This is a genomic window from Intestinimonas butyriciproducens (assembly GCF_016901775.1).
GTDB lineage: Bacteria > Bacillota > Clostridia > Oscillospirales > Butyricicoccaceae > Pseudobutyricicoccus.
Window position 1 is genome coordinate 197,357 of sequence record NZ_JACJKW010000001.1, and the last position, 21,216, is coordinate 218,572.

Consider the following 21,216-nt stretch of genomic DNA (forward strand, 5'->3'; position numbering starts at 1 on the left):
TATCTTAACGCATCAGGCAGAAGATTTGGCGAACAAAAAGAAAATTTTTATGGATTTATTCCACGCCCCGGTAATAAAGACCCCGGGTGAAGCGTCCTTCCATGGCCAGGCCCTGGTCGTAGCGGCGGGCCACGGCGGCACATTCCTGGGCGCTTTCAGTGGTGAAGCACAGGCGGACATGGCGAAGGCCCAGACGGGTATAATCCTTCTTTTTGTCGCTGAGCACCACCGGTTCGCTGTTGTAGAGGGTGTTGCGGCATCCCGCCTCGGGAAAGAGGGGAAACTGGCGGCCGGTCTTGTCCGAAAGGAAATGCTGCCCTTCTTTGCAGGCGCATTTTCCCGCTCCCCGGCGGATGGCGCAGTTTTCAAAGATCATCAGGGGCAGACGGCCATAGACGATGGCTTCGCAGGGCAAAGCCTTGCTCACATCCCGCATCTGGGGGAAGGTCATTTCAAAAGACAGGGTGGCGCTTTGGAGCCCCTGGGCTTTCAGCTCTTTCAGCGCCTGGGAATTCATGATGTTCAGCCCAAAATCACCCCGCAGGGCAAAGCCGCTTTCCTTCAGAAGGGCGGCATGGCCCACATTGGAGCACACCACCTGGCCGATCCCCGCCTTTTTGCATTGGCGCAGCATCGCAAGGAAAGGAGGCCACTGGCTATCAAACATGATTCGGGGCAGAACCGCAGCCACCTGAATGCCCTTTTCCTCTTGCAGGGCGATGCACTCCGGCAGATGCCGGACGCATTCCTCCAGGGGCAGATATATATAGTCCGGCTGGAGAACCAGAAGAGGGGCAGAAAGCTGGTCAAACCGCTGCACCTGGAAGATCAGGCCGGGCTCCCCCTGGTGTTCCAGACGCCGGGGACCGGGCTGCCACTCCCCTTCCCTCCGCCGGGGCGGCCGGCGGCGCAAAGAGGTAAGACCGTCCAGGCACTGGCGGCGCATGGCGTTGATGGTGCTGGCCGGGATGCGCAGCATGGGGTCCAGAGTAATGTCCATCTTTTCCGGATAAAACACCGTGCCGCCGGTTTTGGACAGATTCCGTGCCACTTCTTCCTGGGTGGTGGCACGGGAAATGGCCCGTTCCGCCATAGGGGCCTGGGCTTCGTAGGAAAAACCGTCCCCATCGGTGGCGGTCAGCTTCATCTCCCGCCCATCCAGAGCGGTGAAGGACAAATGAATGGGCACCCGGGGCTCTTCCTTTCCCTCAAAGATCTGGCGGGCCTGGGCGTAAACGCCCCGGGCCGCCCGGGCATCCTCATCCCGGCGGACACCGAACATCTGGGGACCGGTTTTTCCTGTATAATACCCATCGGTAAAGCCGCTGCGGGAGAAAACCTGTTCCAGCTGCTGCATTTCCTCCTGGGTGGGGGCTCTTCCCTGCTGGATGGCCCGTTTGTAGATGCGGGTGACCAGAGCGGTGTATTCCGGCCGCTTCATCCGGCCTTCGATCTTGACGCAGGCCACCCCGGCCTGTTCCAGCTCCTGCAAGTGGGTGCACAGGGACAGATCCTTCAGGCTGAGCCAGGGAGCGGGCTTTCCGCCGTCGAAGCCATAGGCCATGCGGCAGGGCTGGGCGCACAGGCCCCGGTTGCCGCTGCGGCCGCCGATGGCAGCGGAGAGATAGCATTGGCCGGAATAGCACATACACAAGGCGCCATGACAGAACACTTCGGTTTCGATGCCGCAGCGTTCTGTAATAAAGCGGATCTCATCCAAAGGCAGCTCCCGGGAGAGCACCACCCGGGAAAAGCCCATCTCTTTGCAGGCAATGGCCCCCGCCAGATCATGGACGGTCATCTGGGTGGAGGCATGCACCGGCAGATCGGGGGCCAGAGCCCGCACCATGCGCACTACGCCCAGATCCTGGACGATGACGGCGCTGGCGCCCTCCCGGTTCAGCGTAGCGATGAGGGAAGCGGCCTTTTGCAGTTCCCGGTCGGTGAGAAGGGTGTTCACCGTCACATAGGTGTGCACGCCCCGCAGGCGGCAATAGCGCAAAAGCTCGGGGAGCTCTTCTCCGGAAATGTTCTTGGCGCTGCGCCGGGCGTTAAAATCCCCGGCGCCGAAATAAATGGCGTCGGCGCCGCCGGCAATGGCGGCCATGGCCGATTCCAAAGAACCGGCAGGGCTCATCAGCTCCAAAGCCATGGCTTTTTCCTCCTTTGCCTGGTCTGTTTTTTGGGGTGTCCGGTTATCCCCGTTTCAGCCGGGCCAGCTCAGCCCGCAGGGAAGCGGCTTCATCGGCGTATTCCCGGATCTGGCTGCGCAGGCTGTCCGAAGAGGCCTGGGCTTTATAATAATCGTCTGCAATATTCAAAGCGGCCATCACTGCCGCTGTCAAAGCCGAAAGATTGGCAGAACCATGCTGCACTTCCCGCAGTTTGCGGTCCACCAGCTCGGCGGTCTTTTTCACATATTGGGGGTCGTCATCGGCCAGAAGATGATATTCCATGCCTCCAATGGTCACCGTCACTCGATTCTTCACAGAAACCCGCCCTTTCCGGCGGCTTTGGCCGCCTTTTCTAAGGATAATATACCTAATATAAAAGTATATCATAGGAACTGCTGTTTGTTAAGGGAAAAAACCCCCTTCTTGAGACGATGGACGGGCCGTGATACAATACCCATATAAAATGGACAGGATCCACACGGTATGGCCGCAGATCATCTGCGGAGCAAAGGAGCAGACCATGGAAATCGAAGTGAAGTACAAAGGTGAGGAAGGCATGGACCTGTTTGCCCATCCTCTTCTGGCTCCCTTTCTGGGGCCACGGAAGAAAACGCCCATGAGCGCCCTCTATTATGATACGCCGGAATCCGGCTGTGCCAAGGCCGGTTTTGCCCTGCGCCTGCGTCAGGAAGGGCCGGAGTCGGTGTGCACCGTCAAAGGCGGCGGAGTGCAGGATGGGGTAGCCCGCCGGGTGGAGATCGAAGAAAAGGCGGACACACTGGATCAAGGGGTACAGGCTCTGCTGAACCGATCCGATCTGCCGGAAAACTGGCGGGATGTTTTGAGAGGGCCCTTTCAGGAAAAGGCCCGGATGGAGTTTTGCCGCCTGTCCGCCCTGTTTTCCCGTGAGGGGCTGGTGGTGGAAGTGTGCAGGGATCAAGGGCGCATCCAGGCCGGAGACAAAGAGGCACCCATCGACGAATGGGAGCTGGAACTGAAAGAGGGCCCCGAAGAGGAGTTTGACACCCTGCGCCGGGAACTGGAAAAGGGCCTGGGCCTGAAAGGCTGGGAAAAATCCAAATTCGCCCGGGCCATGGAGCTTCTGGCATGAGGGGGCGGAACATATTGACCTTTTTGAAAAGGAGCTATGGAAAACTGCGGCAGCTGTTGGGCCGGGCCCTTCCCGGAGCGTTGTGGGGCGGACTGTTCTGGTGCATCGTTTTACTGATGGGGCGCTTTTTCGGTGATGGCAGCCGGGCCATGGCCCGGGCGGTGACAGGGGCCATCGCCTTCTGCACCGAAAAGATCCCCCTTCCCCTTTCGGAGGTGTTTCTGGCCCTGGCCGCAGCGCTGGTGCTTTGGTTTCTTCTGGGCGGCGCCATCCGGGGAAAAGGCCGGGGATTTCTCCGGGGGCTCTGCTCTGTGGCGGCGCTGGCCCTTTGGCTGGGCGGTGCTTTTACCTTCCTGTGGGGCGTACAGTATCAGGCCCCTTCCCTGGCAGAGGAACTGGGCCTTTCCGTGCGGCCCCGGTCGGTGGATGAACTGATGGAAAGCGCCATGATCCTTGTCCGGCAGGCCAATGAGCTGGCCGATCAGGCGCCCCGGGAGGAAGACGGTACTTTTTTGGCGGGGGATTTTTCCGCCCTCAGCCAGGAGACCGGCGCCCAGTATGAAAAACTGGGCGAAAGCTATCCGGTCTATGGAGCCGGTCGGGTGACTATGGCAAAGCAGGCCCGGCTGCTGGGGAAACTGATGCCCTGGGTGGGTATTGCAGGCTATTACTTCCCCTTTACCGCCGAACCCACTGTAGGGCCCACGGTGAGCACCCATCTGGCCTATAACATCGCCCATGAACAGGCTCACTGTCTGGGAGTGGCTCCTGAGGATGAAGCAGGCTTTTCTGCCTATCTGGCCTGTGTGACCAGCGATGACCCAGGGGTGCGGTACAGCGGCGTCATCAACGGCTATATTTATCTGTCCAATGCCCTTTACGATGTGTCTCCGGAGCTGTCCTCCCTGCTCAGCAGTCAGGTGGGAGAAAATCTTCGCCGGGATATCCGGGCTCTCAACGATTACCTCAGTCAGTTCGAAGGCCCGGCCAAAACGGCGGGCACGGCCGTCAACGATGCCTATCTGAAAGCCCAGAACCAGACCGCCGGCATCCAGAGTTACGGCAATATGGCGGACTTGCTCATTGCCTATACGCTGGACGGTTTGGAATGAGAAATTTATGCAGAATGATGAATAAATAACTATTGCAATTTTATGCGGAGTATCGTATAATTATCCCATCAAAGACAACGCGGATGCATTTCAGATTGATGGAGGGAATTGCAATGAAACTGCTGAAAAAACTCACCGCCCTGTTTTTGGCGGGTATCACCGCCGCCACTCTTACTGCCTGCACCAAGGAAGAGGGACAAAACGGAAACGGCTCCCAGAACCAGGAGGAGAAAGACCAGATCGTCCTGGGTACCTCGGCCGACTACGCTCCCTTTGAGTTTCACAAGATGGTCAACGGCGAGGACACCATCATGGGCTGCGATGTGGCCCTGGCCCAGAAGATCGCCGACGACATGGGCAAAGAGCTGGTAATCAAGGATATGGAATTTAACAGCCTGCTCAATGAACTGAACAATGGCACGGTGGATTTTGTCATCGCTTCCATGGCTCCCAATGAAGAGCGGAAGCAGCAGGTGGACTTTTCCGATTATTATTATACCGGCGGCATTTGCTGTCTGGTGCGGGCGGAAGATGTGGATACCTACACCACCCCTGATAGCCTGGCCGGTCATTCGGTAGCGGCCCAGACCAGCTCTATCCATGAAGAAGTGGCCAAGGATCAGATGCCCGACTCTCCCCTGGTCTCTTTGGGCAAGGTGCCCGATATGATCATGCAGCTGAAAACCGGCAAGGTGGATGCTGTTCTGATGGATAAAGACACTGCCGATGGCTACCTGGCAGAGAACGACGATCTGGCCCAGGCTTCCTTTGAGGTGTTTTATGAAGAGAGCACCTGCGCTGTGGCGGTGAAAAAGGGCAACACCCAGCTGCTGGAGCAAATCAATGAAACGGTGAAAGAAGTGAAGGAGCAGGGGCTGTTCGATCAGTATATGGAAGAAGCCAAGGCCCAGGCCCCTTCGGAGGAATGATTTTTTCACTCTTCCGTCACATTGAACCAGTATTTTCCCTTTCCATTGGGGGATTTCATACAAGTTGATGGGTATTTTGCTATTGAATCAATATGAATAGCGATGTATAATTATTGCACGCAATCAAAACGCCCCTTATGGGGATTACTGTGGAGGAAATGAAGATGAAACTGAAGAAATTTGCAGCCTTGCTGCTGGCAGCTGTGATGACCCTTTCCATGGCGGCCTGCACCAAGGAAGAAGGCCAGGCAGGCGGCGGTGAAAAGGAAGAGGAAAAGGACCAGCTGGTGCTGGGCACTTCCGCCGACTTTGCTCCCTATGAGTTCCATAAGATGGTCGACGGCAAGGACACCATCCTGGGTTTCGATGTGGCTCTGGCCAAGAAGATCGCCGAAGAGATGGACAAAGAGCTGGTGATCAAGGACATGGACTTCAACAGCCTGCTCAATGAGCTGAACAATGGCAGCGTTGATTTTGTGGCCGCCGGCCTGTCCCCCGATGAAGAGCGGAAAAAGCAGGTGGACTTCTCCGATCCTTATTATTTCGGTGAACAGTGCTGCATCATCCGCAAAGAGGATGCCGAAAAGTATACTTCCCTGGAATCTTTCAAAGACCAGCAGATCGCGGCCCAGACCGGTTCCATTCAGGAAGGCATCGCCAAGGAGCAGTTCCCCGGCTCTGTGCTGGTTTCCCTGCCCAAGCTGCCTGATGAGATCATGTCCCTCAGCAGCGGCAAGGTAGAAGGCGTGATCGTGGAAGTGGCTGTGGCCAATGGCTTTATCGCCCAGAACCCCGATCTGATGATCGCCGATTTTGAGGTTCCCTATGACGCTACCGGCAGCTGCATTGCCGTGAAGAAGGGCAACACCGAGCTGCTGGATCACATCAATTCCGTCATCGCCGATGTGGTTGCTTCCGGCGAGATGGACGAGATGGTCAACCAGGCCAACCTGGATTCCGAGTATTAAAAAAATACGGGCCGGACGGGGAGTCGCTCCGTCCGGCTCTTGAGCACTTCCCAAGGCGAAAAACAGAGAGAGAACAAAGGAGGTTACCGGCTTGAATATATCCTTCTCCTTCCTGCCGGAGTACTGGCCCTATTTCAGAGACGGTGTTTATTACACATTGGTGCTGGCTTTCCTCACGGTGGTCATTGCCGTGATCCCTGCCATCTGTCTGGCATTGATGCGTCTGTCCAAAAGCAAGATCCTCAGATTCATTTCCGGCGCTTTTATTGAGATCATCCGCGGTACTCCTATGCTGGTACAGGTGTCCATTATTTATTATGGCGTGTTCGGCGCGGTAAAGCTGCCCAACTATATGCTCTTCGGATTTATGAACTTTGCCATGTTCCTGCCCTGTATCATCGCTCTGGCCATCAACAGTTCGGCCTATGTGGCGGAAGTCATCCGGGCAGGCATTCTGGCGGTGGACCGGGGCCAGACCGAGGCGGCCCGCTCTTTGGGCATGACCCAGGGTCAGTGCATGCGCATGATCGTGCTGCCCCAGGCTGTGAAGAACATTCTTCCCGCCCTGGGCAACGAGTTTGTTACATTGGTAAAAGAATCTTCCATTTGCTCCACCATCGGCGTCAGCGAGCTGATGTTCGGCGCCAACCTGACCCGCGGCGCCACCTATCAGACCATGGGTCCGCTGCTGCTGGCTGCCGCTCTCTATCTGTGTATGACATTCCCGGCTTCCAAACTGCTGGGTTATGTGGAAAGGAGGATGCGCCGTGGCGACGCCCGCTAATCATCTCATCGAAGTCCAGGGCCTGGTGAAAAAATTCGGCCCGGAGATCACCGCTCTCGACCATGTGAACTTGACCATCGACAAGGGCCAGGTGGTGGTCATCGTTGGCCCCTCCGGCTCGGGCAAATCCACCCTGCTCCGCTCTCTCAATCTGCTGGAGATCCCCACCGAAGGCAGCGTCATTTTTGAGGGTGTGGATATCACCGATAAAAAGATCAATCTGGATCAGCATCGTCAGAAGATGGGCATGGTGTTCCAGCATTTTAACCTCTTCCCCCACAAAACCGTGCTGGAGAACATGACTCTGGCTCCCATCAAGGTGAAGAAGATGCCCCAGGCCGAAGCCGAAAGCATGGCCATGGATCTGCTGCGCAAAGTGGGCCTGGAAGATCGTGCCCAGGCATATCCGGCCCAGCTCTCCGGCGGCCAGAAGCAGCGTATCGCCATTGTGCGGGCCCTGTGCATGCAGCCCGATGTGATGCTCTTTGACGAGCCCACCTCGGCTCTGGATCCGGAAATGGTGGGTGAGGTGCTGGAGGTTATGAAGGACCTGGCCGCCCAGGGCATGACCATGGTGGTGGTCACTCACGAAATGGGCTTTGCCCGGGAAGTGGGTACCCGGGTACTCTTTATGGACCAGGGCCATCTGTTGGTGGATCAGCCGCCGGAGGAGTTCTTCGGCCATCCCGAAAACCCCCGCCTGCAGGAGTTCTTGTCCAAAGTGCTGTAAATTTCAAAATGGGCCGGAGTTTTCCTCCGGCCCATTTGTTTCGGCGATATTGACAAAAAAATATCAAAGTTTTGTCCACTTTGCCTCTTTCTTTTTGGGAAAAAAAGGCGCATAATAAGGCCGAAATCAAAAGAAACGCTGCGGCGTTCTTTTTTTGAGGTTAAGCGTTAAAAAAATAACAAATGCGGCACGGCCGCAAACTGAGGAGGAATTGCTATGGCACGATTTACATTGCCCCGGGATCTGTATCATGGTAAGGGCGCGATTGAAGAACTGAAGAATCTGAAAGGCAAAAAGGCCATTGTTGTGGTAGGCGGCGGTTCCATGAAGCGTTTTGGCTTCCTGGATAAAGCGGTGAACAACCTGAAGGCGGCCGGCATGGAAGTGCAGCTGTTTGAGAATGTGGAGCCCGATCCTTCTGTGGAGACCGTCATGCGCGGCGCCCAGATGATGCGGGAGTTTGAGCCCGACTGGATCGTGGCCATGGGCGGCGGTTCCCCCATCGATGCGGCCAAAGCCATGTGGGCCTTCTATGAATATCCGGAGACCACCTTTGAGCAGCTGATCACCCCCTTCAACTTCCCCACCCTGCGCACCAAGGCTCGTTTCTGCGCCATTCCCTCCACTTCGGGCACAGCCACCGAGGTCACAGCTTTCAGCGTCATCACCGACTATGAGAAGGGCATCAAGTATCCTCTGGCCGACTTTAACATTACCCCCGATGTGGCCATTGTGGACCCGGATCTGGCCGAGACCATGCCCAAGAAGCTGACGGCCCACACCGGTATGGACGCCATGACCCACGCCATCGAGGCCTATGTGTCCACCGCTCATTGCGATTACACCGATCCTCTGGCCCTCCACGCCATCCATATGATCCATGAGGATTTGATCGCCTCCTTCCAGGGAGATATGGCCGCCCGGGATCGGATGCACAACGCCCAGTGCCTGGCCGGTATGGCCTTCTCCAATGCGCTGCTGGGCATTGTTCACTCCATGGCCCACAAGACCGGCGCTGCCTTCTCCGGCGGGCACATCGTCCATGGCTGCGCCAACGCCATGTACCTGCCCAAGGTCATTCGCTATAACGCCAAGAATCCGGAAGCTGCGGAGCGCTATGCTCAGATCGCTAAATTCCTCCACCTCTCCGGCAGCAACACCGAAGAGCTGGTTACCAGCCTGATTGAAGAGCTGAAGAAGATGAACAAGGCCCTGGAGATCCCCTCCTGCATCAAGGATTACGAGGGCGGCATCATCGACGAGAATGAGTTCATGGAGAAACTGCCCCAGGTGGCCGAGCTGGCCATTGGCGATGCCTGCACTGGCACCAATCCCCGCATCCCCACCCAGGAAGAGATGGAGAAGCTGCTGAAGGCTTGCTATTACGACCTGGAGATCGATTTCTAAAATAGATCACAACAAAAAGCAGCGCCGCATTTCGCGGCGCTGCTTCAGACTGTCGAAAAACCTATATAACGAAAAGGGTCATCCGCCCTACCCCTATAAATCCGCAAAAAGCCGCGACCTGTGCGTGGCTTTTTGCACTTCTCAAGGGCGGGGCGCCCGCTGGCAAACATTCTTTGCCCGGGTCAACACAACCGGCCAAGGCAAAGAAAGGAACGGGTCCAGCGTCACGCTGGGCGGCTCGCCGCCAGCCCCTTGCAAAAACTCGAAAAAGTGGCCTAAGCCACTTTTTCGACACGCTCAAGCAGCGCCGCATTTCGCGGCGCTGCTTTTTTGCTTGTTACAGGTTACAGCGGGATGTCTTTCAGATCCACTTTGCATTCGTTCCAATCTGCAAAAGTGTGGTTTTCTTCAAATTTTTTCAAAGGAATACAGGAAAACCGGGCTTTGCATCCCAGCAGGGTTCCCTCTCCCCAACCGGCGTAAAAATGATACCGGTCCTCTGAACCAAAGGTGTAGGTTTCGGTGATGCTTTCAAAGGGCAGCAGCACCGGCTGATCGGTGACGCTGAGAGTGGACTGGAGAGTGGGATCGGGCCGGCCCAGGGCTTCATTATAGGAGAAGGGAGTAAACACCGAGCCGCTGTAGGCGATGCGCTGGGGCCAGGGCGTATTGTTTCGTAGAGTGCACTGGACGGTGATCGTTCCTTCGTTTTTGTCGCTGGGTTTCTGGAGGATCTTCATGGAAAGGCTAAAGTCCTCTAAAGCGGCGATCTGATCCCGCTGGAAGCCATAATAGAGCCAGCCGCCGACACCAAGACCGATGGCAAGAAGCAGGGCCAGTGAGGAAAGTATCCATTTTGTCTTTCTTTTCACGGGAAACACCTCCTTTGGATACATTTATTATAAAATAAAATATTTTTTGCGTCACTGGGAAAAATTACAGAAGGCTCCCCAGAAAAATTGTGGATTACGGCAAAAAAAGAACGCTGTGCGTTGCACAGCGTTCTTTTTTGAGGCTTGCGGTTTAGCCGAACATTTTCAGCAGGAAGCCCGCCGCCACAGCGCTGCCGATTACGCCGGCCACATTGGGGCCCATGGCAAACATCAGCAGATAATTGGCTTTGTTGTACTTCTGGCCTTCCACATTGGCCACACGGGCGGCCATGGGCACAGCAGACACGCCGGCCGCACCGATCAGGGGGTTGATCTTGCCGTGGGACAGTTTGCACATCACCTTGCCCAGCAGCACGCCGCCGACGGTGGAGAAGGCAAAAGCCACAAGGCCCAGGCAGATGATCATCAGAGTCTGGGGCTTGAGGAAGATGGTGCCGTCGGCGCTGGCGCCCACAGACACACCCAGCAGAATGGTGATGATGTTGATCAGAGCATTCTGAGCGGTGTCACTGAGGCGAGGCACAACGCCGCTTTCCCGGAACAGGTTGCCCAGCATGAACATACCCAGCAGAGGAGCCACAGAGGGGAGCATCAGCACCACCACGATGGTCACGGCGATGGGGAAGATGATCTTTTCGGTCTGAGAGACCTTCCGCAGCTGCTTCATCTGGATCTTCCGCTCTTTTTCCGTGGTCAGCAGCCGCATGATGGGGGGCTGGATCAGGGGGATCAGAGCCATGTAGGAATAGGCCGCCACCGCAATGGGAGCCAATAGCTCAGAAGCCAGCTTGGTGGCAAGGAAGATGGCCGTGGGGCCGTCGGCGCCGCCGATGATGGCGATGGCCGCTGCCTGCTGAGGGGTGAAGTCGATGCCAGGAATGGTGTGGCCCATGACGATAGCCAGCACAAAGGCCACATAAATGCCCAGCTGAGCAGCAGCGCCCAGCAGCAGGCTCATGGGGTTGGCCAGCATGGGACCGAAGTCGGTCATGGCGCCTACGCCCATAAAGATCAGGCAGGGGAAAATACTGCTCTTAACGCCTTGGCTGAACAGATACAGCAGTCCGGCCTTGGTCCAGCTCTCCCCTTCCGGCGGCGGGCTCATCAGTCCGCCCAGAGGCAGGTTGACCAGCAACATGCCAAAAGCGATGGTCAAAAGGAGCATGGGCTCGAATTTTTTCACAATGGCCAGATACAGCAGGGCACAGGCTACCAGGATCATAACGACCTGCTGCCAGGTGATGGCAGAAAATCCGCTGTCCATCACCAGACCCTTGAGAACTTCGGTGATATTCATAAAAAGGGCCTCCGCTTAGGAAATCACAAAGAGCAGATCGCCGGTGTTCACCTGAGCGCCCTTGGTGGTGGCCATCTGAGCGATGGTACCGGAGCAGGGAGCGGTGATCTCGTTTTCCATCTTCATGGCTTCCAGGATGATGACCACATCCCCTTCCTTGACAGCGGCACCGGTCTGGACCTTGATGTCGATGATGGAGCCGGGCATGGGGGATTCCACCTTGGTGCCGGCGGCTGCGGCCACAGGAGCGGGAGCAGCAGCGGGGGCCGGGGCGGCTGCGGGAGCAGGTGCTGCGGCGGGAGCCGGAGCGGGTGCTGCAGGAGCGGCTGCTACCACCACAGGAGCGTCGGTGACGCTTTCCAGAATGGCCTCGCCCTTTTCCACCAGGACTTCATAATTTTTGCCGTTGAGTGTGACGATGTATTTCATTTGCTCTTGTTCCTCCCTTAGTCGATGGGCCGGATGGAGATGAACCGCAGGGTATTCAGCGGCTCGCCCATCTGGTCGGCTACGATGGCCATGATCATGGCAGCGTCTTTTTCGTCCACAGTGGTCAGGTCACATTCCCCGCGGGACTGCGTAACGGGGATGGGTTTGCCCTGGGGCTTGGGGGGCTCCTGGGGCTTGGGAGCCGGAGCGGGTGCCGCAGGCTCCGCCTTGGCGGGGGCGTTGTCTTCCTGAGCCAGACGGGCCACGATCTTGGACATGATGGCAATGATCACGGCCAGAAGGGCCAGAACAGCCATAACCACCACAATGCCAAGACCAGCGGTGACCAGAGCTTCGCCCACCGACATTTCCGTGATGGCCAAAACGATGTTTGTCATACCGCAGCCTCCTTAGTCCACTTTGCGGATCTGATAGGAGACGGTGTTGTGTTCCCGCTCCTCCCGCTCTTTGAAGAACTTCTCGGCGATCTGGGGGAAGGCCACATAGGACAGCACATCCTCATCGCTGCGGGCCAGGTCACCGATTTCCTTCTTGGCCTTTTCAAAGCCGGGCTCCAGGGTGTCGGCAAAGCGGCACTCCAGGGGCTTCTCATCCCCCAGCACCTTCTTGACCAGCTCGGCGTTCAGCTCGCCGGGAGCTCTGCCGTATTCACCGCGGATGTAGGCCTTGATCTCCTTGGTGATGTTCTTATACCGCTGGCCGGAGAGCACATTGTTGGCCGCCTGCACGCCCACCATCTGGCTGGAGGGGGTGACCAGGGGCGGATAACCCAGATCGGCGCGGACTCTGGGAGTCTCTTCCAGAACCTCCTGGAGACGGTCCAGAGCGTTCTGGGCCTTCAGCTGAGCGATCAGGTTGGACAGCATGCCGCCGGGCACCTGATAGGTCAGGGAATCGGGATCGGTGCCCATGACCACCGGGTTGAGCAGGCCGGTTTCCAGAGCCTTGTCCCGGATGGGGCGGAAGAAATCGTTGATTTCTTTCAGCACATCCTCGTTCAGGCCGGCGTCATAGCCGAACTGCTTGAGGGTGTAGTTCATGGACTCTGTGGGGGGCTGGGAAGTGCCGCCGGACATGCAGGCGATGGCGCAGTCGATGGTGGTAGCACCGGCTTCGATGGCCTTCAGATAGGTCATGGGGCCCAGGCCGGTGGTGCAGTGGGTGTGAACCACGATGGGCAGCTTGACAGCTTCCTTCACCGCCTTGACCAGGTCATAAGCCTCCTTGGGAGACATGATGCCGGCCATATCTTTGATGCAGATGCTGTGGCAGCCCATCTTCTCCAGCTGACGGGCCAGGTTCACGAAGTTTTCCGGGGTGTGGATGGGGCTGGTGGTGTAGCACAGGGTACCCTGAACATGGGCGCCGGCCTTGATGGCCTCGTCCACCGCCACTTCGATGTTCCGCAGGTCGTTGAGGGCGTCGAAGATGCGGATGATGTCGATGCCGTTTTCCACGCTCTTGCGCACGAAAGCCCGGACGATGTCATCGGGATAGTGCTTGTAGCCCAGCAGGTTCTGGCCGCGCAAAAGCATCTGCAACTTGGTGTTCTTTACCACTTTGCGGATCTTGCGCAGACGCTCCCAGGGATCTTCATGCAGGTAGCGCAGGCAGGAATCGAAGGTGGCGCCGCCCCAGCACTCCAGGGCATAGTAGCCGGCCTTGTCCATGGTCTCCAGGATGGGCTCAAAGTCGCTCATGGGCATGCGGGTGGCGATCAGCGACTGGTTGGCGTCCCGAAGTACCGTTTCGGTGATGTTGATTTTCATCTGCTTTTCCTCCATCTGATTAAAAGTGACAGATCAAAATTTCCGTTATTTTCATAGTACCATAAAATTGCTTAAAATCAAAGAACATTGTTATTTTCTAAACGGATTCTAAAGAAAATGTAAAAAGGGGCCAAAGGGACTTTTTTTTCTTTTTTCTTTTTCTCCATGCTTTTCTTTTATAAGGAAAGTATGATATAATTTAATTTTAAAAAGAAGAATATGCCGCAAAGAGCCCCATATATTTCGGGGCTCTTTTTTTTCGCTTTGACCTTTGCCGTAGTTGACAGGATATGATACAATAACATATTGTCAGTATCTATATAAAAGCCGCCTTTGGCGGGAAAGGAGGAGCGGGATGAGCCGGGATGTGACGATCGTCCTCCGCAGCAGCCAGCGCTATCCCCAGCAGGAGCCGGAAGAGATGGAACTGACGGTACATGGCAAGCTCTATTTCCGGGGCGGCAGCGTTTTTATCTCCTATGAAGAAAGCGCCATGACCGGCATGGAGAACACCCGAACCACTTTGAAAGTGGAACCGGGGCGGGTGGAGATCATCCGCACGGGAAAAAACCACAGCCGCCTGTGCTTTCAGGAAGGGCTGCGCCATGAGAGCCTCTACCGCACCCCCTACGGTCTTTTGCAGCTGGCCACGGTGACCCATCACCTCGTGACCCATATGGGACAGGAAGGCGGCACTCTGTCCATTCGCTATCAGGTGGAGCTGGAGGGCCAGCTGGCTTCAGAAAATCATTTGCAGATCGAAGTGCGCCCCTAGATGCAGAGGAAGAATAAATTTGGAGGTTTGACCTTATGAATCATGTGCTCAACGCAAAGGAGCAGGCCCAGAGCCTGATCCTCAACGCTTACCGGAAGGCGGCGGAAGAAGGACTGCTGCCCTCCCACCCCTTTGAGACCGCTCCGGTGGAGATCCCCAAGGATGTGAAGAACGGCGACTTTGCTTCCACCTTTGCCATGCAGGCGGCAAAGCCTTTGGGCATGAATCCCCGGAAGATCGCCGAGGCCATCTGTGAGAAGGCCCAGCTGGAGGGAACCATCTTCTCCGGTCTGGAAATCGCCGGCCCTGGCTTCCTCAACCTGCGCCTGGGCCACGGTTATTTTGAAAATGTGCTGCGGGATATCCAGGAGGAAGGGAAAAACTACGGCCGCAGCCAAAGCGGGAAAAAGGAAAAGATCATGGTGGAATTCGTTTCCGCCAACCCCACCGGCCCCATGCACATGGGCAACGCCCGGGGCGGCGTTCTGGGCGACAGCCTGGCGGAGGTTCTGTCCCGGGCGGGCAACGATGTGTCCCGGGAATTCTATGTGAACGACGCCGGCAACCAGATCGAAAAGTTCGCTCAGTCTCTGGAGGCCCGGTATTTTCAGATCTTGGACGGGGAAGAGAATGTCCCCTTCCCCGAGGACGGCTATCACGGCGACGACATCCGGGAACTGGCCAAAATCTTCTATGAGCAGCATGGGGATTCCTACCGGAATGTATCCCAGAAGGAGCGTCATGATGCTTTGGTGCAGTTCGGCCTGGAAAAGAACCTGGCCAAAATGCGCCGGGATCTGGAAAAGTACCGGATCACCTATGACACCTGGTTCTTTGAATCCACCCTCCATGACTCCGGTTATGTAAAGGAGACGGTGGATCTGCTCACCCAGAAGGGCGCCACCTATGAAAATGAAGGGGCTCTGTGGCTGCGCACCAGCGATTATGGATGCGAAAAGGACGATGTGCTCCGCCGGGCCAACGGCTTCTATACCTATTTTGCCGCCGATATCGCCTATCATCGGAACAAGTTTGAGCAGCGGGGCTTTGATCGGGTCATCAACATCTGGGGCGCCGATCACCACGGTCATGTGGCCCGTCTGAAGGCCGCTCTGGACATCCTGGGCCTGGACGGCTCTCACCGGCTGGAGATCGTGTTGATGCAGCTGGTGCGGCTGATGCGGGACGGCGAAGTGGTGCGTATGAGCAAGCGTACCGGCAAGGCCATCACCCTGTCCGATTTGCTGGATGAGATCTCCTGCGATGCCGCCCGCTACTTCTTCAATTCCCGGGCCGCCGATACCCATCTGGAGTTTGACCTGGGTCTGGCCGTGCGGGAGGACAATGAAAACCCGGTGTATTATGTCCAGTATGCCCACGCCCGGGTCAAGAGCATCCTGCGGAACCTGGAGCAGGAAGGGGTGCAGTGCAGCCTGAATCCCGACCTGTCTCTGCTGCAAAGCGAAGAGGAGCTGGAACTCATCCGGGAACTGGCTCGCCTGCCTGAAGAGATCCGCCTGGCCGCCCGGGATCGGGAGCCTTCCCGCATCAACCGGTATGTAAACAATGTGGCCGCTGCCTTCCACCGGTTCTATACCGTCAGCCGTATCCGGGATGCAGAGACAGAGGCCCTGCGGGATGCCCGGGTCTATCTGATATGCCAGGTGGCCACCGTCATCGAAAACGGCCTGTCGGTCTTTGGCGTCACCGCCCCTGACAAGATGTAATGTAACTGTCTTTGTTCTCTTTTGGTCTGTCCCAGGAAAGGAAAAAAAGATGAAAACCGCGAGAAAACTCACAGCGCTTTTGTGTGCTTTGGTCCTTTGTGTTTCCCTGAGCGTGCCGGCGTTTGCCTACACAGCAGAGGAACAGTATGACAACCTGATGGCCATTGTGGATCTGATCCGCCAGGTGGCGGTGGATTCCTCCATGAGCGATGACCCGCTGGCCAGAGGCCTCAAGACCCTTTTTGAAGAAGATCCTGAGGCTTACGAAAAGCTGATGAGCAGCATGCTCAGCAGCTATGACCGGTATTCCAACTATGTGCCTGCCGGTCAGTATGATGTGAGCTATCCCAGCAATGCCAGTTATGTGGGCGTGGGCGTCACCCTGGAACAGTACGGGGAAGATGTGCGCATCGCCGCCGTCACCGAAGGGGGCAGCGCCCAGAAAGCCGGCATCCGGCCGGGGGATATCCTGGTGTCGGTGAACGGCACTTATACCCACGGCATGACGCTGGATCAGGTCTCTCCCCTGCTGCGGGGTGCAGAAGGCACCAAGGTCACCGTCAGCATCCGGCGGAGCACCGGCGGACACACCTTTGTGCTGGAGCGCAGTTATATTCAGGTCTCCAACTTTTCCTCCCAGGTGCTGGAGGACGGCATCTATTATATGAAGTGGACCCGCTTTGCTGAAACCACTTCCTACCTCCAGTTTGTCTTTGCCATCAAGGACATGGTGGAAAACCAGTGCGGCGTGCTTATTCTGGATCTGCGGGGCAATCCCGGCGGCGAAGTGAACATGGCCCTCAACGCCCTCAACCGGCTGATCCCCGACGAAGGGAAGAATTTCTTCGCCATTTCCAGCCGCCAGGGAGAGGACAAGAACATCGAGGTCTACAAATCCGAGGGCATGGGCCCCCGGCTCAACAAGATCCTCATCCTTCAGGATGAAGGCAGCGCCAGTGCTTCGGAGATCGTCATCAGTTCTCTGTGCGATCTGGGCTATGCCGAAAGCGTAGGCACCACTACTTATGGCAAGGCCCGGGGCCAGTATCATCTGGTGTTCGACGACGGTTCCGCCGTGGTCATCACCGGCCTGGAGCTGATCGCCCCTTCTACCCCGGACTATGACGGCGTAGGCCTGGCCCCTGACCATGAGGTGGAAAACACGGCAGAGCCCCATCCGGCGGCTCAGTGCGACAAGGTGCCCGAGCGGTTCCTCAACATCACCAACTGGTCGGAAGATACCTATAAACTCAACTGCGCGCTGGTGGCGCTGGGCCTTCTGGACGAGAGCCAGAAAGCCGATATGTATGAGTTTGATCAGCTCACCGCCGATGCCCTCAATGCATTCCGCGGCTATCGGGGCATTGCACCCCAGAATTATCTGGACGCCCAGACAGCGGCCCTGATCAACCAGCAGCTCACTGACATGGCCTCTCAGCAGGTGGTGGCGGACAAGCAGCTTCAGTATGCTTTGGAGCTGGCCCGGGAATATGCCAAGCAGCCGCTGCAATACACCGTGGATGAATACGGCAACTTTACCAACCTGCCTCAGGCAGAGGAGACCCCTGCACCGGAAGAAACCCAGAGCGGGGAGACTCCGGCCGCCTAAAAAGGAGAGCGAATGATGAAACCACTTCCCTTTTCCCTTCCTGCCCTGCTGTGTCCCCAGCCTTCTCCGGAAGGCGAAAGCGAAAAACTGTCCTGGCCGCTGCACCGGCCCGACCGCCTGCTGTTTCCCTTGCCGGAACAGGAGGGAGAGGGCACCCAGCAGTGGGTGGAGCAGTTCAAAACCATCATCGGGGACGCCCAGGGATTCGTCATGGCCGATTGCGGCATGTCCGTGCCGCAGCAGCGGGCTGCTCTGCTGGCCTGTCAGGAAAGCCCCGGGAAGCCGGCCTTTGTGGCCTGCCTCACCCTGGACGAAGAGAGCCATACCCCGGACGGCTGGGATGGGGATGCGTCTCTGGTGCTGCTGCAAAGCATGGGTTGTGCAGCGGTGCTCTTTACCGCCGGAGACAAAGAGGTGATGGAAGAGCTGCCCCGCCTGTTCAGCACCTTGTGGGAGGATGCCCGCATTCCGGTGGGGGTCATTCTGCCCAAGGAAAGCGACCGGCAGCTGGTGGCCGCCTTCCCCCGGTCCTGTCTGATGATGGGGCCGGATGAAGGCGCCTGCGCCCATCTGGGAAAGCTGGGAGAGGAAACGGGATTCTGGAAGCGGGAGCTGGTGATGGCCGATCCTCCCGAAGAGGATTGGTTCATCGCTGTATCCAATGGCCGGGACCATTTGCTGGATCCCACCTTTGACATCGACGGGGAGCTGGAGTGCCAGGGGGATTTCACCCAGCAGCTGCTGGATCTGGAAAGCGATGGATGCACCGCCCTGCGCCTGCTGCTGCCCGATGAAGATGCAGTGGATCTCTTTGCCGCAGAGCAGTATATGGTGAAAATGCCCGTCAGCTTGTGTGTGCAGGACCCGGTGCTGTTGGAGCGGGCGCTGCGGGCTTTCTGGGGCCGGGCTGTCTATGACGGCACCTGGCCGCTGGAAGAGGAAGATCTGGGGCCGCTGGTGGAGAAATACGGCCTGATCTTGCTGTAATAGAAAAAATCCTTGCATTTTTCACCAGAACATGATATTATATTGAGTGCATTGAAATCAAAGTATTTACCATCCTATGATTGACCGGAGGTTTTTTTAGAATGAATGAGACCGTTCGTCTTGTATTGACCATTGTCCAGGTGATTGTCAGCCTGGTGCTGATTCTGACCGTTATTTTCCAGTCCGGCAAGCAGGCCGGCCTCTCCGGTTCCATCAACGGTGTGGCCGATACCTTCTTCGGAAAGAATAAAGCCCGTTCTCTGGACGCCAAGCTGGAGCGGCTGACCACCATCACCGCCATTTGCTTTATCGTCCTCACCTTTATTCTCACCATCCTGTAAGAGAAAAACAAACAGACCTGGGATTTTTCCCAGGTCTTTTTTTACATTCTGTTTCTTTTCTGCGAAGAAACCTGTGCTATACTGAGAAAAATCGGATGGTTGGTTGCGCAATGGGGTTATGGCAAGGAGGGTATTTTATGAAAAGCATCAAGCCCGGGCGGGGTCCTTCCATGATGGGAGGGCTGAGCAGTATTCTGGCCGGCGTATTCGGCGTCATCTGGACCATGGCGGCGGTGCAGATGGGGGCCGGAATTTTTGCCCTGTTCGGTGTGGTCTTTATTGTGTTTGCCGTGTTGCAGGCCGTTTATCAGTTCAAAAATGCCACCGGGGAAAACCGGTATTCGGTGTTTGATATCACCGAGGAAGGGGAGGAACCTGACCCGCTGGAAAAGCGGTTTTCCCCCTCCTCCCCCGAGGAAGAAAACAAAAGGCCGGAAGGAGGCTTTTGCCCTTATTGCGGGACCCCGGCAGAAAAGGACTATGATTTCTGCCGCCGCTGCGGCAAAAAACTGCCTTGACAGGAAACGCCAGACTGTGGAAAAACCGATATAGCCAGAGGGAAGCATTTGCTTTACCTCTTATCAATTTGCAAACCCCAGACCTGTGCGCCGGTTTTTGCATCTCTTAAAAAGGACCTCCTGGGTCGCTTGCGGAATCCCTGATTTTGTGATATGATTTGCATTACAGCAGTTTCGACTCTAAACTGTTTGCCGGTGAAAATCATGGAAGGAAGTGATCCCATGGCCAAAGGCCTTGCCCGCTTTATGGGCGCCCAGGATATGACGGTGGGCAGCCCGGTGAAAAAACTCATCCAGTTTTCCATCCCTTTGCTGATTGGAAATCTGGCTCAGCAGCTTTACAACACGGTGGACTCCATTGTGGTGGGCCGCTATGTGGGGGACAATGCCCTGGCCGCCGTGGGCGCCAGCGGTCCCATGATCAATCTGCTTCTGGTACTGTTTGTGGGCATTTCCACCGGAGCCAATGTGATGGTGGCCCAGTATTTTGGCGCCAAACGCCGCTCCGAGCTGTCTGACACGGTGGGAACGGTCATCACCCTGACCCTGCTGGCTTCCATTGTCATTATGATCGTCGGCCCGCTGCTGGTGCCGCCATTTCTGCGCATGGTGGATACGCCGGCAGAGATCTTTGATATGACTTCCTCTTACCTTATCATCTATTTCCTGGGCATTGCCGGCATGGCCTATTACAATATCATTGCCGGTGTACTGCGGGGCATGGGCGACTCGGTGATGCCGCTGATTTTTCTGATGGCGGCCTGTCTGACCAATATCGTTCTGGACCTTTTGTTTGTGGTGCGCTTTGGATGGGGTGTGGCCGGTGTAGCCATTGCCACCATCATCGCCCAGTTCCTGTCGGCTTTCCTTTGCCTGTTCCGTCTTTGCCGGATGAAAGAGACGCTGGACATCAATTTCCGCACGCTCAGACCCCATGCCATTCTGGCCAAGGAGCTGTTGATCCTGGGCCTGCCTTCCGGTTTGTCCCAGGCCATCTTCTCCATGTCGGCCATTGTGGTGCAGTCGCTCACCAACAGTTTCGGCGCTTTGGTGGTGGCGGTGAACACCGTGGTCATGCGGGTGGACGGCTTTGCCATGATGCCCAACTTCACCTTTGGCAATGCCATGACCACCTATACCGGCCAGAATATGGGTGCCGGACGCACCGACCGGGTGGAAGAAGGCATCCGGGATGGTTTGCGTCTGGGACTGGTGGTCATCGCTGTGCTGGTGGCGGCCATTGTGATCTTTGGCTCCTCTCTCATCCGGTTGTTCACCGACACGCCGGAAGTGGTGGAGATGGGCCGGAATATGCTGCGGGTGCTGGCGCTGGGCTATATCGCCATGGCCATTACTCAGACTCTGTCCGGCGTCATGCGGGGCGCTGGCGATACCATGACCCCCATGTGGATCTCCCTGATCACCACAGTGGTCATCCGGGTGCCGCTGGCCTATGGCCTGGCGGCCGTGATGCACTCCCCCTATTGCCTGTTTATCAGTTTGCTGATTTCCTGGTGTATGGGCGCTATGCTGTCGGTGATCGCCTACCGCCGGGGCAAATGGCGGAAAAAAGCCATTGTGAAAAAAGAAGAAGCGTAAAAAAAGCTGTCCGGAAATTTTTCCGGACAGCTTTTT

Annotated in this window: 21 protein-coding genes; 14 read left to right on the top strand and 7 right to left on the bottom strand. The window is 56.7% G+C overall.

Going from position 1 to position 21,216, the window contains the following annotated elements; all coding sequences use genetic code 11:
• Positions 1-55 precede the first annotated feature (55 nt).
• Positions 56-2,152 (bottom strand): U32 family peptidase, encoded by a 2,097-nt coding sequence (locus H6A25_RS01035; RefSeq protein ID WP_204750157.1) that lies wholly within the window; start codon positions 2,150-2,152, stop codon positions 56-58.
• A 43-nt stretch (positions 2,153-2,195) separates the two neighbouring features.
• A complete protein-coding gene (locus tag H6A25_RS01040) occupies positions 2,196-2,489 on the bottom strand; it encodes a cell division protein ZapA (RefSeq protein ID WP_204750158.1) in 294 nt (97 codons plus the stop codon).
• A 205-nt stretch (positions 2,490-2,694) separates the two neighbouring features.
• On the opposite strand from H6A25_RS01040, the gene H6A25_RS01045 reads away from it, so the two are divergent.
• The 7 genes from H6A25_RS01045 to H6A25_RS01075 all read left to right on the top strand — a co-directional run bounded on the left by H6A25_RS01045 (position 2,695) and on the right by H6A25_RS01075 (position 9,215).
• Entirely contained in the window at positions 2,695-3,285 is a 591-nt protein-coding gene (locus H6A25_RS01045) for an inorganic triphosphatase (RefSeq protein ID WP_204750159.1), read from the top strand.
• Positions 3,286-3,299: 14 nt separating this feature from the next.
• On the top strand, positions 3,300-4,397 hold the full coding sequence (locus tag H6A25_RS01050; protein ID WP_204750160.1) for a DUF3810 domain-containing protein: 1,098 nt from the start codon (positions 3,300-3,302) through the stop codon (positions 4,395-4,397).
• 113 nt (positions 4,398-4,510) lie between these two features.
• Positions 4,511-5,326: a transporter substrate-binding domain-containing protein gene (locus H6A25_RS01055; RefSeq protein WP_204750161.1), complete on the top strand. Its 816-nt coding sequence runs from the start codon at positions 4,511-4,513 to the stop codon at positions 5,324-5,326.
• A gap of 164 nt (positions 5,327-5,490) precedes the next feature.
• The gene (locus H6A25_RS01060; protein WP_204750162.1) at positions 5,491-6,294 is read left to right on the top strand and encodes a transporter substrate-binding domain-containing protein; all 804 of its coding nucleotides are present in this window, start codon (positions 5,491-5,493) and stop codon (positions 6,292-6,294) included.
• 97 nt (positions 6,295-6,391) lie between these two features.
• On the top strand, positions 6,392-7,078 hold the full coding sequence (locus H6A25_RS01065) for an ABC transporter permease subunit (RefSeq protein WP_204750218.1): 687 nt from the start codon (positions 6,392-6,394) through the stop codon (positions 7,076-7,078).
• Entirely contained in the window at positions 7,062-7,808 is a 747-nt protein-coding gene (locus H6A25_RS01070; protein ID WP_345941561.1) for an amino acid ABC transporter ATP-binding protein, read from the top strand. Before H6A25_RS01065 ends, H6A25_RS01070 begins: the two co-directional genes overlap by 17 nt.
• A gap of 216 nt (positions 7,809-8,024) precedes the next feature.
• Positions 8,025-9,215, top strand: a complete 1,191-nt coding sequence (locus H6A25_RS01075; protein ID WP_204750164.1) for an iron-containing alcohol dehydrogenase — start codon at positions 8,025-8,027, stop codon at positions 9,213-9,215.
• Positions 9,216-9,559: 344 nt separating this feature from the next.
• Here H6A25_RS01075 and H6A25_RS01080 read toward each other — a convergent pair whose 3' ends face one another.
• The 5 genes from H6A25_RS01080 to H6A25_RS01100 form a co-directional block, all read right to left on the bottom strand.
• The gene (locus tag H6A25_RS01080) at positions 9,560-10,087 is read right to left on the bottom strand and encodes a hypothetical protein (RefSeq protein WP_204750165.1); all 528 of its coding nucleotides are present in this window, start codon (positions 10,085-10,087) and stop codon (positions 9,560-9,562) included.
• 151 nt (positions 10,088-10,238) lie between these two features.
• Positions 10,239-11,405 carry a sodium ion-translocating decarboxylase subunit beta gene (locus tag H6A25_RS01085; RefSeq protein ID WP_204750166.1) on the bottom strand — a complete coding sequence of 389 codons (1,167 nt, stop codon included), beginning with the start codon at positions 11,403-11,405 and terminating at the stop codon, positions 10,239-10,241.
• A 15-nt stretch (positions 11,406-11,420) separates the two neighbouring features.
• On the bottom strand, positions 11,421-11,834 hold the full coding sequence (locus H6A25_RS01090) for an acetyl-CoA carboxylase biotin carboxyl carrier protein subunit (protein ID WP_204750167.1): 414 nt from the start codon (positions 11,832-11,834) through the stop codon (positions 11,421-11,423).
• A 17-nt stretch (positions 11,835-11,851) separates the two neighbouring features.
• Positions 11,852-12,232 carry an OadG family protein gene (locus tag H6A25_RS01095; RefSeq protein ID WP_204750168.1) on the bottom strand — a complete coding sequence of 127 codons (381 nt, stop codon included), beginning with the start codon at positions 12,230-12,232 and terminating at the stop codon, positions 11,852-11,854.
• Positions 12,233-12,244: 12 nt separating this feature from the next.
• Complete coding sequence (locus H6A25_RS01100; protein ID WP_118425201.1) at positions 12,245-13,624, bottom strand: oxaloacetate decarboxylase subunit alpha; 1,380 nt, start codon at positions 13,622-13,624, stop codon at positions 12,245-12,247.
• A 355-nt stretch (positions 13,625-13,979) separates the two neighbouring features.
• Here H6A25_RS01100 and H6A25_RS01105 point away from each other — a divergent pair, with 355 nt between their 5' ends.
• From H6A25_RS01105 to H6A25_RS01135, 7 genes are all read left to right on the top strand, one after another.
• Entirely contained in the window at positions 13,980-14,399 is a 420-nt protein-coding gene (locus H6A25_RS01105; RefSeq protein WP_204750169.1) for a DUF1934 domain-containing protein, read from the top strand.
• Positions 14,400-14,434: 35 nt separating this feature from the next.
• Positions 14,435-16,126: an arginine--tRNA ligase gene (gene argS / locus H6A25_RS01110; RefSeq protein ID WP_204750170.1), complete on the top strand. Its 1,692-nt coding sequence runs from the start codon at positions 14,435-14,437 to the stop codon at positions 16,124-16,126.
• Between the two features lie 49 nt (positions 16,127-16,175).
• Positions 16,176-17,735 (top strand): S41 family peptidase, encoded by a 1,560-nt coding sequence (locus H6A25_RS01115; protein WP_204750171.1) that lies wholly within the window; start codon positions 16,176-16,178, stop codon positions 17,733-17,735.
• Positions 17,736-17,747: 12 nt separating this feature from the next.
• Complete coding sequence (locus H6A25_RS01120; protein ID WP_204750172.1) at positions 17,748-18,722, top strand: hypothetical protein; 975 nt, start codon at positions 17,748-17,750, stop codon at positions 18,720-18,722.
• Between the two features lie 101 nt (positions 18,723-18,823).
• Positions 18,824-19,063 (top strand): preprotein translocase subunit SecG, encoded by a 240-nt coding sequence (secG, locus tag H6A25_RS01125; protein WP_204750173.1) that lies wholly within the window; start codon positions 18,824-18,826, stop codon positions 19,061-19,063.
• A gap of 137 nt (positions 19,064-19,200) precedes the next feature.
• Positions 19,201-19,581, top strand: coding sequence for a DUF7577 domain-containing protein (locus H6A25_RS01130; protein WP_204750174.1), 381 nt, complete (start codon positions 19,201-19,203; stop codon positions 19,579-19,581).
• Positions 19,582-19,785: 204 nt separating this feature from the next.
• Positions 19,786-21,180: an MATE family efflux transporter gene (locus H6A25_RS01135; protein WP_243423118.1), complete on the top strand. Its 1,395-nt coding sequence runs from the start codon at positions 19,786-19,788 to the stop codon at positions 21,178-21,180.
• The last annotated feature ends 36 nt before the right edge of the window (positions 21,181-21,216 follow it).